This is a genomic window from Streptomyces sp. NPDC059852, from assembly GCF_042731455.1.
Taxonomy (GTDB): domain Bacteria; phylum Actinomycetota; class Actinomycetes; order Streptomycetales; family Streptomycetaceae; genus Streptomyces.
In genome coordinates, this window is the sequence record NZ_JBHWJK010000019.1 from 110137 (window position 1) to 128432 (window position 18296).

Annotated in this window: 18 protein-coding genes; 12 read left to right on the forward strand and 6 right to left on the reverse strand. The window is 73.0% G+C overall.

What is annotated here, in order from left to right; genetic code table 11:
* Positions 1-71 precede the first annotated feature (71 nt).
* Positions 72-593, forward strand: a complete 522-nt coding sequence (locus ACFV46_RS23690) for a DUF4245 domain-containing protein (RefSeq protein WP_376729620.1) — start codon at positions 72-74, stop codon at positions 591-593.
* Positions 594-678: 85 nt separating this feature from the next.
* Here ACFV46_RS23690 and ACFV46_RS23695 read toward each other — a convergent pair whose 3' ends face one another.
* From ACFV46_RS23695 to xseA, 3 genes are all read right to left on the reverse strand, one after another.
* Positions 679-1269, reverse strand: coding sequence for a malonic semialdehyde reductase (locus tag ACFV46_RS23695; protein ID WP_361926344.1), 591 nt, complete (start codon positions 1267-1269; stop codon positions 679-681).
* Between the two features lie 182 nt (positions 1270-1451).
* Positions 1452-1691, reverse strand: coding sequence for an exodeoxyribonuclease VII small subunit (locus tag ACFV46_RS23700; protein ID WP_361926341.1), 240 nt, complete (start codon positions 1689-1691; stop codon positions 1452-1454).
* Between the two features lie 9 nt (positions 1692-1700).
* The gene (gene xseA / locus ACFV46_RS23705; RefSeq protein WP_361926338.1) at positions 1701-2921 is read right to left on the reverse strand and encodes an exodeoxyribonuclease VII large subunit; all 1221 of its coding nucleotides are present in this window, start codon (positions 2919-2921) and stop codon (positions 1701-1703) included.
* Between the two features lie 139 nt (positions 2922-3060).
* On the opposite strand from xseA, the gene ACFV46_RS23710 reads away from it, so the two are divergent.
* On the forward strand, positions 3061-4074 hold the full coding sequence (locus ACFV46_RS23710; RefSeq protein ID WP_361926336.1) for a 4-hydroxy-3-methylbut-2-enyl diphosphate reductase: 1014 nt from the start codon (positions 3061-3063) through the stop codon (positions 4072-4074).
* A gap of 29 nt (positions 4075-4103) precedes the next feature.
* On the forward strand, positions 4104-4859 hold the full coding sequence (gene ppgK, locus ACFV46_RS23715) for a polyphosphate--glucose phosphotransferase (protein WP_361926334.1): 756 nt from the start codon (positions 4104-4106) through the stop codon (positions 4857-4859).
* A gap of 19 nt (positions 4860-4878) precedes the next feature.
* Here ppgK and ACFV46_RS23720 read toward each other — a convergent pair whose 3' ends face one another.
* Positions 4879-5619, reverse strand: a complete 741-nt coding sequence (locus ACFV46_RS23720; RefSeq protein ID WP_385499559.1) for a DUF6542 domain-containing protein — start codon at positions 5617-5619, stop codon at positions 4879-4881.
* 291 nt (positions 5620-5910) lie between these two features.
* Between ACFV46_RS23720 and ychF the strand changes: the two genes are divergently transcribed.
* Both ychF and ACFV46_RS23730 read left to right on the forward strand, forming a co-directional pair.
* Positions 5911-6999 (forward strand): redox-regulated ATPase YchF, encoded by a 1089-nt coding sequence (gene ychF, locus ACFV46_RS23725; RefSeq protein ID WP_361926328.1) that lies wholly within the window; start codon positions 5911-5913, stop codon positions 6997-6999.
* Positions 7000-7228: 229 nt separating this feature from the next.
* The gene (locus ACFV46_RS23730; RefSeq protein WP_385499560.1) at positions 7229-9406 is read left to right on the forward strand and encodes a DEAD/DEAH box helicase; all 2178 of its coding nucleotides are present in this window, start codon (positions 7229-7231) and stop codon (positions 9404-9406) included.
* Between the two features lie 131 nt (positions 9407-9537).
* On the opposite strand, the gene ACFV46_RS23735 is transcribed toward ACFV46_RS23730, so the two are convergent.
* A complete protein-coding gene (locus ACFV46_RS23735) occupies positions 9538-10449 on the reverse strand; it encodes a LysR family transcriptional regulator (RefSeq protein ID WP_385499561.1) in 912 nt (303 codons plus the stop codon).
* Between the two features lie 124 nt (positions 10450-10573).
* Here ACFV46_RS23735 and ACFV46_RS23740 point away from each other — a divergent pair, with 124 nt between their 5' ends.
* The gene (locus ACFV46_RS23740; protein ID WP_361926320.1) at positions 10574-11404 is read left to right on the forward strand and encodes an oxidoreductase; all 831 of its coding nucleotides are present in this window, start codon (positions 10574-10576) and stop codon (positions 11402-11404) included.
* Between the two features lie 217 nt (positions 11405-11621).
* On the forward strand, positions 11622-13199 hold the full coding sequence (locus tag ACFV46_RS23745; RefSeq protein WP_385499562.1) for a S8 family serine peptidase: 1578 nt from the start codon (positions 11622-11624) through the stop codon (positions 13197-13199).
* Between the two features lie 6 nt (positions 13200-13205).
* Here ACFV46_RS23745 and ACFV46_RS23750 read toward each other — a convergent pair whose 3' ends face one another.
* On the reverse strand, positions 13206-14414 hold the full coding sequence (locus ACFV46_RS23750) for a serpin family protein (RefSeq protein WP_376729434.1): 1209 nt from the start codon (positions 14412-14414) through the stop codon (positions 13206-13208).
* Positions 14415-14494: 80 nt separating this feature from the next.
* Between ACFV46_RS23750 and ACFV46_RS23755 the strand changes: the two genes are divergently transcribed.
* From ACFV46_RS23755 to ACFV46_RS23775, 5 genes are all read left to right on the forward strand, one after another.
* Positions 14495-15679 (forward strand): DUF4190 domain-containing protein, encoded by a 1185-nt coding sequence (locus ACFV46_RS23755; protein ID WP_385499564.1) that lies wholly within the window; start codon positions 14495-14497, stop codon positions 15677-15679.
* A 147-nt stretch (positions 15680-15826) separates the two neighbouring features.
* The gene (locus ACFV46_RS23760; RefSeq protein WP_361926310.1) at positions 15827-16579 is read left to right on the forward strand and encodes a GntR family transcriptional regulator; all 753 of its coding nucleotides are present in this window, start codon (positions 15827-15829) and stop codon (positions 16577-16579) included.
* A 352-nt stretch (positions 16580-16931) separates the two neighbouring features.
* Complete coding sequence (locus ACFV46_RS23765) at positions 16932-17123, forward strand: SPOR domain-containing protein (protein WP_361926308.1); 192 nt, start codon at positions 16932-16934, stop codon at positions 17121-17123.
* A 28-nt stretch (positions 17124-17151) separates the two neighbouring features.
* Entirely contained in the window at positions 17152-17550 is a 399-nt protein-coding gene (locus ACFV46_RS23770) for a (deoxy)nucleoside triphosphate pyrophosphohydrolase (RefSeq protein WP_361926304.1), read from the forward strand.
* Positions 17551-17667: 117 nt separating this feature from the next.
* Positions 17668-18069: an ATP-binding protein gene (locus ACFV46_RS23775; RefSeq protein ID WP_361926301.1), complete on the forward strand. Its 402-nt coding sequence runs from the start codon at positions 17668-17670 to the stop codon at positions 18067-18069.
* Positions 18070-18296 lie beyond the last annotated feature (227 nt).

Consider the following 18296-nt stretch of genomic DNA (forward strand, 5'->3'; position numbering starts at 1 on the left):
ATCCCCGGGCGGACAGAATGAGCAGGGGGCCCCACGGATGAGCAGAGCGGGCACCTGCGACGATAGGGGACGTGGCTGGTTCGAAGGTTAAGCAGAAGTCGGTCCGCAACATGGTCCTCTCCCTCGCGGTGACCGTGCTCGCGGCGGGAGTCGTCTATCTCTTCGTGCCGCACGACGACGGCACGCCCGACCTCCCGCGGGTCGACTACCGCGTCGAGCTGCTCACGGCCCGCCGGGCCGCGTCCTACCCGGTGGTGGCGCCGCAGGGGCTGCCCGACAGCTGGAAGCCGACCTCCGTGCGGTTCCAGGGCGACAAGTTCGACGCCTGGCACCTCGGCTATCACACCCCGGACGGCGGCTATGTGCAGGTCCAGCAGTCGATGGAGAAGCCGGAGGACTTCATCGAGCAGGCGAGCCAGGGCGGCCACAGGACGGATGTCACGGAGCGGATCGGCGAGCGCACCTGGACCCGCTACACCGGCGGCCGCTACGACGCCCTGGTCTCCCGTGAGGACGGCGCGACGACCGTGGTCGCCGGCACGGGCTCGTTCGGGCAGCTGACGGAGATGGCGAAGGCCCTGCGCGCCGAGTGACCCCCTGAGCGCGGCGAAGGCCCCCGGCGTGACGCCGGGGGCCTTCGCCATGGGCGGCGGGCCCGCGGGGGCCGCAGCGCCGCGGTCAGATCGTGGTGACGACGTCGTCGTACGCCAGACGGGGGGAGCGCGGGTACCAGGCGTCCGGGCCGGGGCGGCCGATGTTGACGATCATCAGCGGGGTGTGGTCGTCGTCCAGGAACTCCTTGCGGACGCCCTCGAAGTCGAAGCCGGTCATGGGGCCGGCGGCCAGCCCGGCGGCGCGGACGCCGACGATGAAGTACGCGGCCTGGAGGGCGCCGTTCAGCGCGGCGCTGTTCTCGCGGACCACGCGGTCGCCGAAGACGGCGTCCTTGGCCTGCGGGAAGTGCGGGAAGAGAACCGGCAGCTCCTCGTGGAACTCGTTGTCCGCGGAGAGGATCGCGACCAGTGGGGCGGTGGCGGTCTTCTGCCGGTTGCCCTCGGCCATGTGGGCGACCAGGCGCTCGCGGGCCTCGGCGGAGCGGACCAGCGTGACGCGCAGCGGGGACTGGTTCATGGAGGTCGGGCCGTACTTGACCAGGTCGTAGATCGCCTGGACCTGCTCGTCGGTCACCGGCTCGTCGGTGAAGGAGTTCGCGGTGCGGGCCTCGCGGAACAGCAGGTCCTGAGCGGCGGGATCGAGGACGAGAGACATGCGGAACCTTCTCGGTGGTGCGGTGTGGGGGTACCGCACGGGGACCGCGCGGCACACGTAAGCGGACCGGGGACCGCTTACGTGGGCGACAGTACGCGAGACAAGTTCAATGTTCAACAAAGCGGCGGGTTCCGGTGATCGTCGTCACAGGAACCGCCCCTTCGCGGGACGTACGGGCGGCGTCAGTCGTCGCCGCCCTCCTCCCGCCCGTCCCCGGCCTCCTCCTCGGCGAGCGCCGCGTCCAGGCGCGCCCGCGCCCCGTCCAGCCAGCGCCGGCACACCTTCGCCAGCTCCTCGCCCCGCTCCCAGAGCGCGAGCGACTCCTCCAGCGTCGTGCCGCCCGCCTCCAGCCGCCGTACGACCTCGATCAGCTCGTCCCGGGCCTGCTCGTACCCGAGGGCCTCTTCCACCTTGCCGGTCATGCGCCCACCCTATGCATCGCTTCCTGCGTCGACTCGTACGGAGAACTCGCCCTCGGCGACCCGGGCGCGCAGCACCTCGTCGGCCGCCACCTCGCCGGGATCGCGCACCACATGCCCGTCGTCCCGCTGCAGCACCGCGTACCCGCGCTTCAGGGTCGCCGCCGGGGACAGGGCCACCACGCGCGCGTGCGTGTGCGTCAGCTCGGACGCCGCCCGGTCCAGCAGATGACCCAGGCACCGGCGACCACGGTCCAGGAGGGAGGCCACGTGGTCGGCCCGCTCGTCGATCATCCGGTGCGGATCCTCTATCGAGGGGCGCGCGAGAGCGTGCGCGAGCCCTCGCTCCTCCCGCTCGACGTACGCCTCCACGCACCGCCGCGCCCGGTCGCGCAGCATCCGCACCCGCTCGTACTCCTCGCCGACGTCCGGGACGACCTTCTTCGCGGCGTCGGTCGGGGTGGAGGCGCGCAGATCGGCGACCAGGTCCAGCAGCGGGTTGTCCGGCTCGTGCCCGATCGCCGACACGACGGGCGTACGGCAGGCCGCCACGGCCCGCACCAGCTGCTCGTCGGAGAACGGCAGCAGGTCCTCCACGCTGCCGCCGCCCCGCGCGACGATGATCACGTCCACGTCGTCGAGCGCGTCCAGCTCCTTGACCGCCTGCACGACCTGCGGCACCGCGTGCACACCCTGCACCGGGACATTGCGCACCTCGAAGCGGACGGCGGGCCAGCGGTGCCGCGCGTTCTCCAGGACGTCCCGCTCGGCCGCGGACGCCCGCCCGCACACCAGGCCCACGAGCTGGGGCAGGAACGGCAGCGCCCGCTTGCGCTCCGGCGCGAACAGACCCTCCGCGGCCAGCGACTTCTTCAGCATCTCCAGCCGGGCCAGCAGCTCCCCGACGCCGACCGGCTTGATCTCGGCGGCCCGCAGGGACAGCTGCCCGCGCGGCGCGTACCACTCGGGCTTGGCGAGCACCACGACCCGCGCGCCCTCGCTCACCACGTCCGCCACCGCGTCGAACACCTGCCGGTAGCAGGTCACGCTCACCGAGATGTCGTACGACGGGTCGCGCAGCGTCAGGAACACCACCCCCGCGCCGGGCCGCCGTGAAAGCTGGGTGATCTGCCCTTCCACCCACACCGCGCCGAGCCGGTCGATCCACCCCCCGATGAGCCGGGACACCTCACCGACGGGCAGCGGGGACTCGGGCGACGTGTTCACAGCCATGCGGCGAGCGTAACGGCCGCCACCGACAACACCCCCCGCCCCGGTGCGGGGCGCGGACACCGGCCCCGCGCGCCGCCTCCCGCCCCGCACACCCCACCACGACTCGTCCGATCTTCGGGGCGGGGCACGCACCCTTACGATGGGACGCATGACTGCTTCGCCTGGCCGCCGTGTCCTGCTCGCCGCCCCCCGTGGCTACTGCGCGGGTGTGGACCGCGCCGTGATCGCCGTCGAGAAGGCCCTGGAGCAGTACGGCGCTCCGGTCTACGTCCGGCACGAGATCGTCCACAACAAGTACGTCGTGCAGACCCTGGAGAAGAAGGGCGCGATCTTCGTCGAGCGCACGGAGGAGGTGCCGCCGGGCAACATCGTGATGTTCTCCGCGCACGGCGTCGCCCCCGTCGTCCACGAGGAGGCCGCCCGCGGCCGGCTCGCCACCATCGACGCGACCTGCCCGCTGGTCACCAAGGTGCACAAGGAAGCGGTCCGGTTCGCCAACGAGGACTACGACATCCTCCTCATCGGGCACGAGGGCCACGAGGAGGTCATCGGCACCTCCGGCGAGGCCCCCGAGCACATCCAGCTCGTCGACGGCCCCGCCGACGTCGCCAAGGTCGAGGTCCGCGACGAGTCCAAGGTCGTCTGGCTCTCCCAGACCACGCTCTCCGTCGACGAGACCATGGAGACCGTCGACGCCCTCAAGGAGAAGTTCCCGCAGCTGATCTCGCCGCCCAGCGACGACATCTGCTACGCCACGCAGAACCGCCAGCTCGCCGTGAAGCAGATGGGCGCCGAGGCCGACCTCGTCATCGTCGTCGGCTCCCGCAACTCCTCCAACTCCAAGCGGCTGGTCGAGGTCGCCAAGCTGGCGGGCGCCCGCGCGGCGTACCTGGTGGACTTCGCCGACGAGATCGAGGAGGGCTGGCTGGACGGCGTCACGACCGTCGGCGTCACCTCGGGCGCCTCGGTGCCGGAGGTACTGGTCGAGCAGGTCCTCGAGTGGCTGTCGCAGCGCGGCTTCGAGGACGTCGAGATCGTCAAGGCGGCCGAGGAGTCCATCACGTTCTCCCTGCCCAAGGAGCTGCGCCGGGACCTGCGCGAGGAGGCGGCGGCGCTCATCGCCGAGCGCACCGGTTCCGCGACGGGTGAGTGACCGTCAGGCGTCCGTCGTACCGTAGGGCCATGCAGATCTTCGGCTTGGACATCGGCGGATCCGGGATCAAGGGCGCCCCGGTGGACCTCGACAAGGGCGACCTGGCCCAGGAGCGCCACAAGGTGCTCACCCCGCACCCGGCGACCCCCGACGGGGTCGCCGACGGTGTGCTCCAGGTCGTCGAGCACTTCGGCTGGACCGGCCCGGTCGGGCTCACCTTCCCCGGCGTGGTGACCGACGGCTCCACGATCCGCACCGCCGCGAACGTCGACAAGGGCTGGATCGACACCGACGCGCGCGCGTTGTTCGGCGAGCGCCTCGGCGGCCTCCCGGTGACGGTGGTCAACGACGCCGACGCCGCCGGGGTCGCCGAGATGCACTTCGGCGCGGGCCGCGGCCGCAAGGGCACGGTCTTCCTGCTCACCTTCGGCACGGGCATCGGCAGCGCCCTCTTCCTCGACGGCCGCCTGGTCCCCAACACCGAGCTCGGCCACCTCGAGCTGAACGGCCACGACGCGGAGAAGCGCGCCTCCAGCAAGGCCAAGGAGGACGAGGACCTGACGTGGGAGCACTGGGCCCGCCGCGTCCAGAAGTACCTCGCGCACGTCGAGATGCTGTTCTCGCCCGAGCTGTTCATCATCGGCGGCGGCGTGAGCCGCAAGGCCCACAAGTTCCTGCCCCACATCGAGGGCATCCGCGCGGAGATCGTCCCGGCCCAGCTGCAGAACAACGCGGGGATCGTGGGAGCGGCGATGCACGCGGCGGAGACGGCGGTCACCGGCTGACACGCCCGCCGGTCGCCCGTCAGTCCACGGAACCCCGGACCGCCGTCCGGCGTGCCACCAGCCGGACCCGGCGCACGAGGACGACGGCACCGGCGAGCAGTGTCCCGCCGTACAGCCACCCGGCCTCGGTCGCGAGGGCGGTCACCAGGCCCATCAGGTGACCGCCGAAGCCCCCGCCGTGGTCGGCCGCCGGGAGCAGCCCCAGCGCGAACGCGTTCGGCACGACGACGGGTGCGGTCAGCAGATCGCCCTCGCGCACCCACAGCGCGGTCAGCACGCACACCGGCAGGAACAGCACGCTGTACAGGCCCAGCGAACCGGACAGCGCGGAGTCGAGGAAGCCGAGCAGCAGCATCGCCGCCCCGCAGAACAGCCCGCTGCCCAGCCCGGTCAGCCGCGGGTTCGGCAGCCGCCCGGCGGCCGCGGGCGCCGGGGCCGGACCCGGCCGCCGCACGGCCCCGGCCGGGCGGGAGGGGACGGGCCGCCGCTGGGCGACCGGCCGCATCGCCGGAGCCGGCCGGGCGCCGCCGCGCCGCGGCGTACGCGGGTCCCCGGCCGCCGACGCCGCCTGCGCGGAGCGGGACAGCCCCTGCGGCGACCGTGCGGACCGGGAGGCCGCGCTCGCGGACCCTCCGGAACGGGACCGCGCGGGCCAGGCGGACCGCCGTCCCGCCCCGCCGGCACGCCCCGTGCCCCGCTCGCCCACGCCCGGCACGATCCCGCCCTCGCCGCGCCTCGTACGGCCCTCGCCCCGCTCCACCGTGTCCCCGTCCGCCTCGACATCCGCATCCGCTCGCGCGGCGCGTACCCGCCCTCACCCCGTGGGGAACCCGCGCATCTCGTGGCGGTCCGTGCCCGGCGGGTCGCGCCCTGTGCCGCTCCTGTACCCCAAACCTAGGGCGCGGCACGGGGTGCGGCGGGCGACGGACACGCCCGGGGGCGCACCTTGGCCAGGTGTTCGACGGCACGCCGGGGGCGTGCCCGGCACGCCGTAGACTGGTGGATCGGCCCCAACCCCAGTCCTCATCTCTCACGTACGGGAAGTCGCAACGTGTCGCTCACGATCGGAATCGTCGGTCTGCCGAATGTCGGCAAGTCGACCCTGTTCAACGCCCTGACCAAGAACGACGTGCTGGCGGCCAACTACCCGTTCGCCACGATCGAGCCCAACGTCGGTGTCGTGGGCGTCCCGGACGCGCGGCTGACGAAGTTGGCCGAGATCTTCGGGTCCCAGCGGGTCCTCCCGGCGACGGTCGACTTCGTCGACATCGCGGGCATCGTGCGCGGCGCCTCCGAGGGCGAGGGCCTGGGCAACAAGTTCCTGGCGAACATCCGTGAGTCCGACGCGATCTGCCAGGTCATCCGGGCCTTCAAGGACGAGAACGTCGTCCACGTCGACGGCAAGGTCTCGCCGAAGGACGACATCGAGACGATCAACACCGAGCTGATCCTCGCCGACCTCCAGACCATCGAAAAGGTCCTGCCGCGCCTGCAGAAGGAATCGCGGATCAAGAAGGACATCGCGCCGAAGGTGAAGGCCGTCGAGGAGGCCAAGGAGATCCTGGAGAAGGGCGACACCCTGTTCTCCGCGGGCATCGTCCAGGGCTCCGGCAACGAGGAGCTCCTGCACGACCTGCACCTGCTGACCACCAAGCCCTTCCTCTACGTCTTCAACGTCGACGAGGACGAACTGGTCGACGACGACTTCAAGGCCGAGCAGCGCGCCCTGGTCGCCCCCGCCGAGGCGATCTTCCTCAACGCCAAGCTGGAGGCGGACCTCGCCGAGCTCGACGAGGAGGACGCCATGGAGCTCCTGGAGTCGGTCGGCGCCGAGGAGCCCGGCCTCGCCACCCTGGCCCGCGTCGGCTTCAACACCCTCGGCCTGCAGACCTATCTGACGGCCGGCCCCAAGGAGTCCCGGGCCTGGACGATCAAGAAGGGCGCGACCGCCCCCGAGGCCGCCGGTGTCATCCACACCGACTTCCAGAAGGGCTTCATCAAGGCGGAGGTCATCTCCTTCGAGGACCTGGTGGAGACCGGTTCGGTCGCCGAGGCCCGCGCGAAGGGCAAGGCCCGCATGGAGGGCAAGGACTACGTCATGCAGGACGGGGACGTGGTGGAGTTCCGCTTCAACGTCTAGGCACCACCCTGCGCCACTGTTCGCGCAGGTCGTCAAGGGTCCGGCTCCGCGGGGTCGGGCCCTTGGCGCGTCCCGGGGCGCGGGAAGGCCGGGATCGGACCGTGCTGACGGTCGCGACTCGGCCGCGGCCGGACCACGAGATGTGCAGCGGTGCACCGGGTCGGGAGGCGGCCCCGCCCAGTGGCAGGATGCGAGGACACGTCGGGAGGGGTCGGGAGGGCGGGGCGGCATGGGGCGCAGTGAGCGGGAGGCGGTTGCCGGGGGGCAGCGGCTGTACGAGGCCGCGCGGGCGGTGGCCGACGACCACGCGCGGGCCGTGGCCGCCGTGCACGCGGCTCTGGAGCCGATCCACGACGACCTCGTGAGGCGGGAGCTGGACGGCATCCCGGTCACCCGGCTGAAGGACCTCACCGAGGGCCGGCTGCGGCTAGGCGAGGTGGAGAAGGGCGGCTTCCGTACGGTCGGGCAGGTCCTCGACGCCGGCGCCTACCGGCTGCGGCAGCTGCCCGGCGTCGGCCGGCAGACCGCCGACCAGACCGTGGCCGCCGCACGCCGGATCGCCGACGCGGTACGGGACACCGTCGCCGTGCACATCGACGTCGACCGGCCGGAGCCGCGGACCACCGCCCTGGTCGCGGCCCTGAACGTGCTCGTGGAGGCCGGGCCCGAGGCGCGCCGGGCCGTGGAGACGGCCGCCGCGCTGGTGAAGCGGCTCGGCCCGCTGCTCACCGAGGCGGCCCCGGCGGCCGGGCGGCTGCGCATGCTGTTCGCCGGGCGGGCCGGACGGGAGCGCGCGGTCGCGGCCGTGGCGGAGATCCGTACGGCGACGGAGCGGGCGCACGGGGACGGCGTGCCGGGGCTGCTGGCCCAGGCGTCGGTGGACCTGCTGCGCCGCCCGGAGTCCGACGTCGCCGCGCTGGTCGACTTCGAGCTGCGCTCCGCCGAGTACTACAGTCTGCTCGCCGAGGTGTCGGGCCGCGCCCCCGACCCGGCCGCCGCCGAGGGCTTCCTGCCGGACGAGGTGGCCGACCGGGTCCGGGCCCAGTCGCTCGACGACACCCACCGCCGGGTGTCCCTGCGCGGCTACCAGGCGTTCGGCACACGGTTCGCGCTCGCGCAGCGCCGGGTGATCCTCGGCGACGAGATGGGGCTCGGCAAGACGATCCAGGCCATCGCCGCGCTGGCGCACCTGGCGGCGCGGGGTGAGACCCACTTCCTGGTGGTCTGCCCGGCCAGCGTGCTCATCAACTGGACCCGGGAGACCGAGAAGCGCAGCACGCTGCGGGTGACCCCGGTGCACGGCCCGGACCGGCAGGACGCGTTCGCCGACTGGAAGGAGCGGGGCGGCGTCGCCGTCACCACCTTCGACGCCTTGCGCGGCTTCCCGGTCCCCGGCACCGGCGAGCTCGGCATGCTCGTCGTCGACGAGGCGCACTACGTCAAGAACCCGAGCACGCGCCGCGCCGGCGCCGTCTCCGCCTGGGCCGGGACCTGCGACCGCGTGCTGTTCCTGACCGGCACGCCCATGGAGAACCGGGTCGAGGAGTTCCGCAGCCTGGTCCGCATCCTGCGGCCGGACCTCGCCGAGCGCGTCGACGAGCACGACGGCGTGGCGGGCTCGAAGGCGTTCCGCAAGGCGGTCGCGCCCGTCTATCTGCGCCGCAACCAGCAGGACGTGCTCACCGAACTCCCCGCCCTCCAGCACACCGACGAGTGGGAGGAGCCCAGCGCACGGGACGAGGAGGCGTACCGGGAGGCCGTGCGGGCCGGCAACTTCATGGCCATGCGCAGGGCCGCGTACGCCCGGCCCGAAGGCTCGGCGAAGCTCGAGCGACTGCGGGAGATCGTCGAGGAGGCCGCCGAGAACGGGCACAAGGCGGTGGTGTTCTCGGCGTTCCGCGACGTCCTGGGCACGGTCCACGAGGCATTGGGGAAGAGCGACGAGGGGCATGTCTTCGGGCCGCTCACCGGCAGTGTGCCGCCCGCCCGCCGGCAGCGGCTCGTGGACGACTTCGCCGCCGCGCCCGGTCACGCGGTGCTGCTCGCGCAGATCGAGGCCGGGGGAGTGGGCCTGAACATGCAGGCCGCGTCCGTGGTGATCCTGTGCGAGCCGCAGCTGAAGCCGACCGTCGAGCACCAGGCGGTCGCCCGCGCCCATCGCATGGGCCAGGTCCGCTCGGTCCGGGTGCACCGTCTGCTGTGCACGGGCGGCGTGGACGAGCGCCTGGTCCGGCTCCTGGAGAACAAGTCCCGCCTCTTCGACGCCTACGCCCGCCGCAGCGCGGTCGCCGAGTCGACCCCGGACGCGGTGGACGTCTCCGACCTCGGCCTGGCCCGCCGCATCGTCGAGGAGGAACAGGCCCGGCTGGGCGCGACGACACGGGAACCGGCCACCGAGGACGCGTGAGCGCCGCGAGGCTCGACGGGGGACCGACGCGGCGTTCGGTGCCCAGCCCGGTGTCGCCCGCCCACCGTGCCCCGTACAGGGCCCCAACCCGGTCCCGCCCCCCCGGGCCTCCCCACCGGCACCGGCGCCCCTCACCCCCTCCCCGTCGCCTCTCCGCAAGCCCGCGCATACGCCCGTACGAGCGGGCGGTCCTCGTCCGTGCGGCGCCAGGCCAGGGCGTAGCGGGCGGGGGAGAGGCCCCGGACCGGGCGGGTCAGCACGCCGCCGAGGGTGATCAGGGGAGCGTTGCCCGAGGCCAGGAGGCAGATGCCGAGGCCGGCGACCAGGGCCTCGTAGGTCTCCTCCGTGCTCGCGATCTCGGCCCCGATCCGCGGGGGCCGTCCGCCGCGTTCGTCGAGCGCCAGCCAGTGGTCGCGCAGCGGCCCCGCGCTCTTCGGCAGCGCGAGGAACGGCTCGTCGGCGAGGTCGGCGAAGTCCACCTCCGGCCGGGCGGCGAGCGGGTGCGTCTCGGGGAGGGCGACCAGCCGGGGCTCCTCGGCGGCCACCGTCCAGCCGTAGCGCTCGGCGTCGGGCAGCGGCAGCCAGACGAAGGCGACGTCGGCCTCGCCGTCCGCCAGGCCCGCCGTGGGGTCCTCCCAGCTCACCTGCCGCAGCCGGACCGTCACCTCGGGGTGCGCGGCCGTGAACCGCGAGCGGATCGCCGGCAGCAGCCCGCCGCGCCCGGGGCTGGTGCTCATGCCCACGACCAGCGTGCCGCGGGCCGCCGCCCGGACCGCGTCCAGCGCCCGCGTCCCCTCCGCCCACGCGGCCAGCACGCGCCGCGCGTGCGGCAGCAGGGCCGCGCCCGCCTCGGTGAGGGTGACGCCGCGCGGGCCCCGGTGCAGCAGCTCGACGCCCAACTGCCGTTCCAGCGCCCGTACCTGCTTGCTGAGGGCGGGCTGGGAGACGTACAGCCGCGCGGCGGCGTGCGTGAAGTGCAGTTCCTCGGCGACCGTCACGAAGTAGCGCAGGTCCCGTACATGAACGTCCAACGTCATGACCATCGGTTATCAGCGTGGGTCTTGGACGGGCAAGGGGGTTCCGCAGGAGGCTGAACCGCGTAGGCCGACGGAACCCGTCGAGACCCGTCGAGCCTCGTCGAAACCCTTCGCGGAACGAGGAGTAGTCATGAACAAGGTCTGGCTGATCACCGGGGCGAGCAGCGGTTTCGGGCGGGCGCTCGCGGAGCTGGCGCTGGCCGACGGCGATGTGGTGGTCGGCGCGGTACGGCGGCCCGAGGCCCTGGACGATCTGGTCGCCGCCCACCCCGACCAGGTGGAGGCGCTGCGCCTGGACGTCGCGGAGACGGGCGCCGCCGAGACGGCCGTGGCGGACGTCGTCGCGCGGCACGGACGGATCGACGTCCTGGTCAACAGCGCGGGACGCACCCATGTCGGAGCCTTCGAGGAGACCACCGAGGACGAGCTGCGCGCGTTGTTCGACGTGCACGTCTTCGGTCCCGCAGCCCTCGTGCGGGCCGTGCTGCCGCACATGCGCGAGCGCCGGTCCGGGGCGATCGTGCAGCTGTCCAGCATGGGCGGGCAGATGTCGTTCGCGGGCTTCTCCGCGTACAGCGGGACGAAGTTCGCCCTGGAGGGCATGTCCGAGGCGCTGGCCGACGAGGTCGCGGACTTCGGCGTCAAGGTGCTGATCGTCGAGCCGGGCGCCTTCCGTACCTCGCTGTTCGAGACGGGCCGGGCCGGGGCCAGCGCGGACAGCGGGCTGTATCCGAAGGTGAGCGCGACGCGCGGCTTCGTCGGGGGCGGCGACGGCGCGCAGCCCGGTGACCCGGCGAAGGCGGCGGCGCTCATCCTGGCCGCGCTGGAGGCGGAGCGGACCCCGCTGCGGCTGCCGCTCGGGGACGACGGCGTCAGCGCGGTCCTCGGCCACCTCGACCAGGTCCGTGAGGACATCGCGCCCTGGGAGAAGAGCGCGCGGGCGACGGCGTTCGACGCCTGACCGGCCCCGCGCCGGCCCGTCCCCGGGCCCTGCGTGAGCGGGTCGCCCGACGACTCGCCCCCGCAGGGCCCCTTGTGCAATTCCTGTGGAGGCCTCAATCTTTCGGCTGGCGCACGGACGTCGTCCGGACTTGACATGATCATGCCTTAAAGGGGCGTCCTTCGTCGTTCCGTGCCACCCCACGCCGGCGCACCACCGATTGAGGAGGAACCCTCAGATGGCAGTGATGCGTACCCCCCAGCACACGACCCGCCGAAGACTGGCCCTGCTCGGCGCGGCGGCCACCGCGGTCCTCACCGCGGGCCTCGTCACCCCGCTCCCCGCCGCGGCCGCACCCGAGGGCCGCGTCCAGTACGCGGGCGCGGCGAACGCCGTGGCCGACAGCTACATCGTCACTCTCAAGGCCGACCGGGCCCGTTCGGACACCAGGACGGGCCGTGCCCTCGTCGAGCGCTACGGCGCCGGCATCGAGCGCACCTACCGCACGGCGCTCAACGGCTACGAGGTCGAGGCGTCGGAGACCGAGGCGGCGCGGCTCGCCGCCGACCCGGCCGTCGCCTCGGTCGTCCAGAACCGCACGTTCCACGTCGAGGGCACCCAGCCCAGCCCGCCCTCCTGGGGCCTGGACCGCGTCGACCAGAAGAACCTGCCGCTCGACAACTCCTACACGTACCCGGATTCGGCCGGGCAGGGTGTGACGGCGTACATCATCGACACCGGGGTCCGCATCACCCACCAGGACTTCGGTGGCCGCGCCTCCTACGGCTACGACGCCATCGACAACGACAACACCGCCCAGGACGGCCACGGCCACGGCACGCATGTCGCGGGCACGGTCGCCGGGTCCTCGTACGGCGTCGCCAAGAAGGCGAAGATCGTCGGCGTCCGTGTGCTGGACAACTCCGGCTCGGGCACGACCGCCCAGGTCGTCGCGGGCATCGACTGGGTGGCCCGGAACGCGGTGAAGCCGGCCGTCGCCAACATGTCGCTGGGCGGAGGCGCCGACACGGCCCTCGACACGGCCGTACGCAACGCCATCGCCTCCGGTGTCACCTTCGCCGTGGCCGCCGGCAACGAGTCGACCAACGCCTCCACCAAGTCGCCCGCCCGCGTCACCGAGGCGATCACGGTCGGCGCGACGACCTCCACCGACGCCCGGGCGAGCTACTCCAACTACGGCACGGTACTGGACCTGTTCGCGCCCGGTTCGTCCATCACCTCGTCCTGGAACAGCGGCGACTCGGCGACCAACACCATCTCGGGCACGTCGATGGCGACCCCGCACGTCGCGGGCGCCGCCGCCCTCTACCTCGCCGACAACCCCACGGCCACCCCGGCGCAGGTCGCCTCGGCCCTGACGGCGTCCGCGACGAGCGGTGTCGTCGGCAGCCCCGGCACGGGCTCGCCCAACCGCCTGCTGTACGTCGGCGGCGGAACGACCACCCCGCCCGGCCCGCGCTTCGAGAACACCACGGACCACGCCATCGCCGACAACGCCACCGTGGAGTCGCCGGTGACGGTCTCCGGCGTCTCCGGCAACGCCCCGTCGGCCCTCGCCGTCGAGGTGCACATCGTCCACACCTACATCGGTGACCTCCAGATCCAGCTGGTCGCCCCGGACGGCTCGGCCTACCCGCTGAAGTCCTACGGCACGGGCGGCAGCGCCGACAACATCGACACCACGTACACGGTGAACGCCTCCTCCGAGGCGGCCAACGGCACCTGGAAGCTGAGGGTCAGCGACAACGCGCGCCTGGACACGGGCCGCATCGACGCCTGGGCGCTCCAGTTCTAGTACCGGTCATTCCCACAAGTCCTCTTCCTCGCGGTGGGGTTCGGGTTCCGTGACCCAGCCCGCCGCGAGGACGAGTCGGGTGTGCCGGTGCACGGCGAGGAAGCCGAAGGGCCGGTCGAACGTGGCCCGGACCTGCGTGGTCCGCCATCGCGGCGTGGGCGGGGCACCGCCCGCGACCGCGGCGAACGCCGTCACCGCCGCCGCGTGGAAGCCGTCGGCGCCGAACCGGGCGGTCACGGACTGCCGGGCCGACGCCACCGCCAGCGGGGAGGCGCTGACGCCGGGGAAGTGGCCCCGCGTGGTGTCCAGGGCCGCGGTGAGGCCGAACACGCCGGGCGTGGCGGTCAGGTCGTGCTCGGCGCGCAGGCCGAACGCCGGGACGCGGACGTGGAGCGTCGGCGGCTCGGGCCGCCGGGAGAGTTCCCTTACGACGCTCAGGCCGGGGCCCACCTCGCCGTAGGGCAGCGCGTGCCCCGGAACGGCCGGGGACCGGCGCTCCAGCACGTCCACCGCGGCCCCCAGGACCTGTCCGGGTGTCATCCCGTCCTCGCCCAGCACCAGATGGACGTCCGTCGCGGTGTCGCCCAGCACCTTCAGCTCCGTGACGCGTCCCGCCGGGGTGTCCGCCACCCCGACCCGGTCCAGGACGGCGCCGGAGCGTCCGAGTCCCGCCAGCTCCCGCCCCGCCCAGGGCCCGGCCTCCGGCATCCAGACGCTGTCGTCGAAGGGCCGCAGCCACCGGGTCCGCAGGGTCAGCGCGCTCGCCAGCAGGAGCCGGGTGTCAGGGCCCAGGGGGGCCGGCATCCGCTCGACCAGCCCGTCCGTGTGCTTGGCCGCCCAGGCGTCCAGTGCGGCCCCGTCCACCGCCGCGTCCCCGGTCAGCACGCCGTGCGCCTCGGCCGGGACCCCGGCCGCCCAGCGCTCGCGCAGCTCCAGCGTGCGCTCGGTCCACAGCCCGACGGCCCGCTCCAGCCCCCGCATCCCGTCCAGGGCGTCCAGGAGCTCCCGTGCCGCCCCGGCCGCCTCGTCCGCGTGCAGGCCGACCGCGTCGGCCAGTTCGGCCCGCGCGGGGCCGTCCGCGCCGTCCGCGAGGAACGCGAGCAGGGGCCATACGCCCGCCGCCGAGAAGACCGTGCCCCCGTCCGCCCCCGCCGTCCGCGCCCAGCGGGCCGTGAGCCCGTTCACCGCACGGACCGTCGCCCGGCCGACCCCCATGTCACGCCCCCTCGTCGCGCGCTTACGATGCGCGCAGTCCTACGCCGAACCCCACCGCCCGAACCAGGAGCACGGTACCCGTGTCGATACCTCCGCCCTCCGGACCTCCTCAGCCGTACGGGCCGCCGGGGCAGCCCCCAGGGCCGTACCCGCAGGGGTGGTCCGTGCCGCCGCCGCATTCCTCGGCGTACGGCTTCCCGTACGGGCCCTATGGAGGGCGGGCGCCGGTCAACGGTCTGGCGATCGGGTCCCTCGTGCTCGGCATCCTGTGCTTCGTGCCGGCCGTCGGTCTGGTGCTCGGGCTGATCGCGCTCACGCAGATCCGCAGGAAGGGCGAGCGCGGCAAGGGCATGGCGATCGCCGGATCGGTGCTGTCGACCGTAGGGCTGGCGCTGTGGGCGCTGATGCTGTCCACCGGTGCCGCCTCCGACTTCTGGGACGGTTTCAAGAGCGCCGCGAGCGGTGAGGGCAGCGCCTTCGCGCTCGACAAGGGCGACTGCTTCGACACCCCGGCGGGCACTTTGGAAGGGGAGACCTTCGAGGCGGAGAAGGTGCCCTGCGCCGGTGCGCACGACGGCGAGGTCTTCGCGGTGGTGACGCTGCCGGACGGCCGTTACCCCGGCGAGGACGAGCTGTCCCGCACGGCCGACGACAAGTGCTATGCGCTGAGCGACGGTTACGCCATGGACACCTGGGGTGTGCCCGAGGACGTGGACGTCTACTACTTCATCCCCACCCCGCAGAGCTGGCGGTTCGGCGACCGGGAACTCACGTGCCTGTTCGGCAGCACCGAGAAGGACGGCCGGCTGACCGGCTCGCTGCGCGGCGACGCCACGACGCTCGACGCCGACCAGGTCGCCTTCCTGAAGGCGGTCAACGCCGTCGACGCGGTGCTGTACGAGGAGCCGGAGGAGCACCCCGACGACGACCTGGCCGCGAACCAGGAGTGGGCCCGTGACGTGCGCCGGGTGCTCGGCGAGCAGATCGCGGCGCTGCGCGGGCACGACTGGGCGGACGGGGCGGGGAAGCCGGTGAGCGATCTGGTCGGGGAGATGGAGGACGCGCGCGCGGAGTGGGCGCGGGCCGCCGCGGCGAAGGACTCGGACACGTACTTCACGCACTACGAGAAGGGCTACGCGTACGTGGACGGCCCCACGACGGTCACCGCGCGCGAAGCTCTGGGTCTGGACACCACCGTGCCGGAGTACGAGGACGACTTCGACAGCGGCGGCGGCAGTGAGGACGCGGGCGATCTTCAGGTGTGAGCGTGGCTATAACGGGGAGAAAGTGCCTGCGTAAAGCCCTCGGACGCCACAAGTCATCACATCGAGTGATTCTCTGGCCTTTGCTTGCACGGGACAACGCTTGGTTGCCACGCTGTTGCTGTCTGTACAACCTGATGGGAGCGGCCAGTGACTTTCGGTGAGCAGCCGGCGTATCTGCGTGTCGCGGGTGATCTCCGTAAGAAGATCGTCGACGGTTCACTCCCTCCGCACACCCGCCTCCCGTCCCAGGCCCGGATCCGCGAGGAGTACGGCGTCTCGGACACCGTCGCCCTGGAGGCGCGCAAGGTGCTGATGGCCGAGGGGCTGGTCGAGGGCCGCTCCGGTTCCGGGACCTATGTGCGCGAGCGGCCCGTGCCCCGCCGGATCGCCCGCTCCGGCTTCCGCCCGCCGAGCGGGGCCACACCGTTCCGGCAGGAGCAGGCCGACGGCGACGCCCGCGGCACCTGGGAGTCCCGCAGCGAGCAGGCGGTGGCAAGCCGTGCCATCGCCGAGCGGCTGGCGATCCGGCCGGGCGAGCGCGTGATGTGCACGCGGTATCTGTTCCGGGAGGCGGGCGAGCCCATGATGCTCTCCACCTCCTGGGAGCCCCTCTCCGTCACCGGCCGGACGCCCGTCATGCTGCCCGAGGAGGGCCCGCTCGGCGGCATGGGCGTCGTCGAGCGGATGGCCGCCATCGACGTCGTCGTGGACAACGTCACCGAGGAGGTCGGCGCCCGCCCCGGCCTCGCGGAGGAACTGCACGCGCTGGGCGGTGTCCCCGGCCATGTCGTCCTCGTCGTCCAGCGCACCTACTACGCCTCGGGTCGCCCGGTCGAGACGGCGGACGTCGTGGTCCCGGCCGACCGTTACCGCGTCGCGTACCACCTGCCGGTCAAGTAGCGCGCGGGTGCGAGTGAAGTAGCGCACATCTCCCGTCCGTTGCCCCGTGCGGGCTGTCAACACCGCCCCCGACGCACCCCGTTGCCCAGCGGTCGTTGCCGCAGGTCGCGCAGGGTGCTGTCGGTGTGCCCGCGAACGGGTGCACTGCCGTGCGCGCACGGCGCGTTCCGTTTCGCGCGCCCCCTCCGGCTTGGCTGGTTGCGTACCTCTTTGTGAAAAGCCGTATTCGCTGCGTGAAGGTTAGGCGTAGGCTCGGGCATATGCGGATTGCGGTTTCCTCAGCGGGCGGGGCACGGCACAGGCCGCGAGCGTTATGCGGGCGGCCGTGGGCGGGAAGGAGCAGTGGGGCGCGATGAACGACGGCACGATCACTCTTCCCTGGCTCGTCGTCCGGCAGGACGACAACGGCAACCGCTACCGCGTGGGCCGGTACGCGACCCGGGCCGAGGCCCAGAAGATCGCGGACAGTCTCGACGGCCGTGGACACAAGCAGCTGTACTGGGTCGAGCGCATCACGCAGAACGGCGGCGGCGCCGACCGCTGACCCGACGCGCTCCCGTAGGCTCCGGCGCATGACGGAACGGATCGTGGTCGGCGCCGCGCTGCTGGACGCGGGCCGCCTGCTCGCCGCACGCCGGAGCGCGCCGGCGGACCTGGCCGGGCGCTGGGAGCTCCCCGGCGGCAAGGTCGAACCGGGCGAGAAGCCCGACGCGGCACTCGCCCGCGAACTGCGCGAGGAACTCGGCGTGGACGCCGAGGTCGTGGAGCGCGTCCCGGGCGCCTGGCCCCTGCGGGACCCCTTCGTCCTCCATGTGTGGACGGCCCGTCTGCGGCCCGGCAGCCCGGCGCCGGAGGCCCTGCAGGACCATGACGCGCTGCGCTGGCTGGACGCCGGTGAGCTGTGGGACGTCGACTGGCTGGAGCAGGACGTGCCCGCCGTCCGGGAAGTGGCCCGGCGGCTGACGTCCTGACGCACCCCTGCCCTGGACCCGCCTGGCGCGGTACTGTCGCCCGAATATCGGGTATGTGCCCATTAACCCCATGAAACCGGACATGGAGTGGGCCCCGCTGGCTGGGAAGTGATCGGCGTGCTCGACACCGATGGCGACTGCGCCGAATGGACCTTCCCCGCGGAGGCCGGCGCCGTCCGGGCGGCCCGCGCCGCCGTGCGCGGCCGGCTCTGCGCCTGGGGGCTGAGCGGCCTCGCCGACGTCGCCGCCCTCCTCGTCAGCGAACTCGTGACCAACTCCCTGCGGCACGCCACCGGTCCCATCGGGGTACGCCTGGTACGTCCCTCCGGGGAGGGTGGGGTCCTGCTCGTCGAGGTCTCCGACCCGCTGCCCGACCCGCCGCGCGCCCGCAGCGCCGACGACGAGGACGAGGGCGGCCGCGGACTCCAGCTCGTGGCGCGCACCTCCCGTCGCTGGGGGACCCGGCCGGGACGCGGCACCGGCAAGACGGTCTGGTTCGAACTCGCGATCCCCCGTTGACGCCCCGCGTCCCACGGTCCGTCAGCGGCGTCCCGGAACCGAGCCGTCCGGCCTTGGACCGGCCCTGGACCGGCCGCGGCCGGTTCCCGTCGGTGACAGGTGACCAAGGTCGTGATTCGAGGGCGTGTCCGCTGGTTAGAAGACTGGAAGTGTTTCCGCGGCGGGGACCGAAAAGCATCGGGACCGTGCTGTGATCGTGAACACCGTGTTGTGCGGGGCCGTAGTGC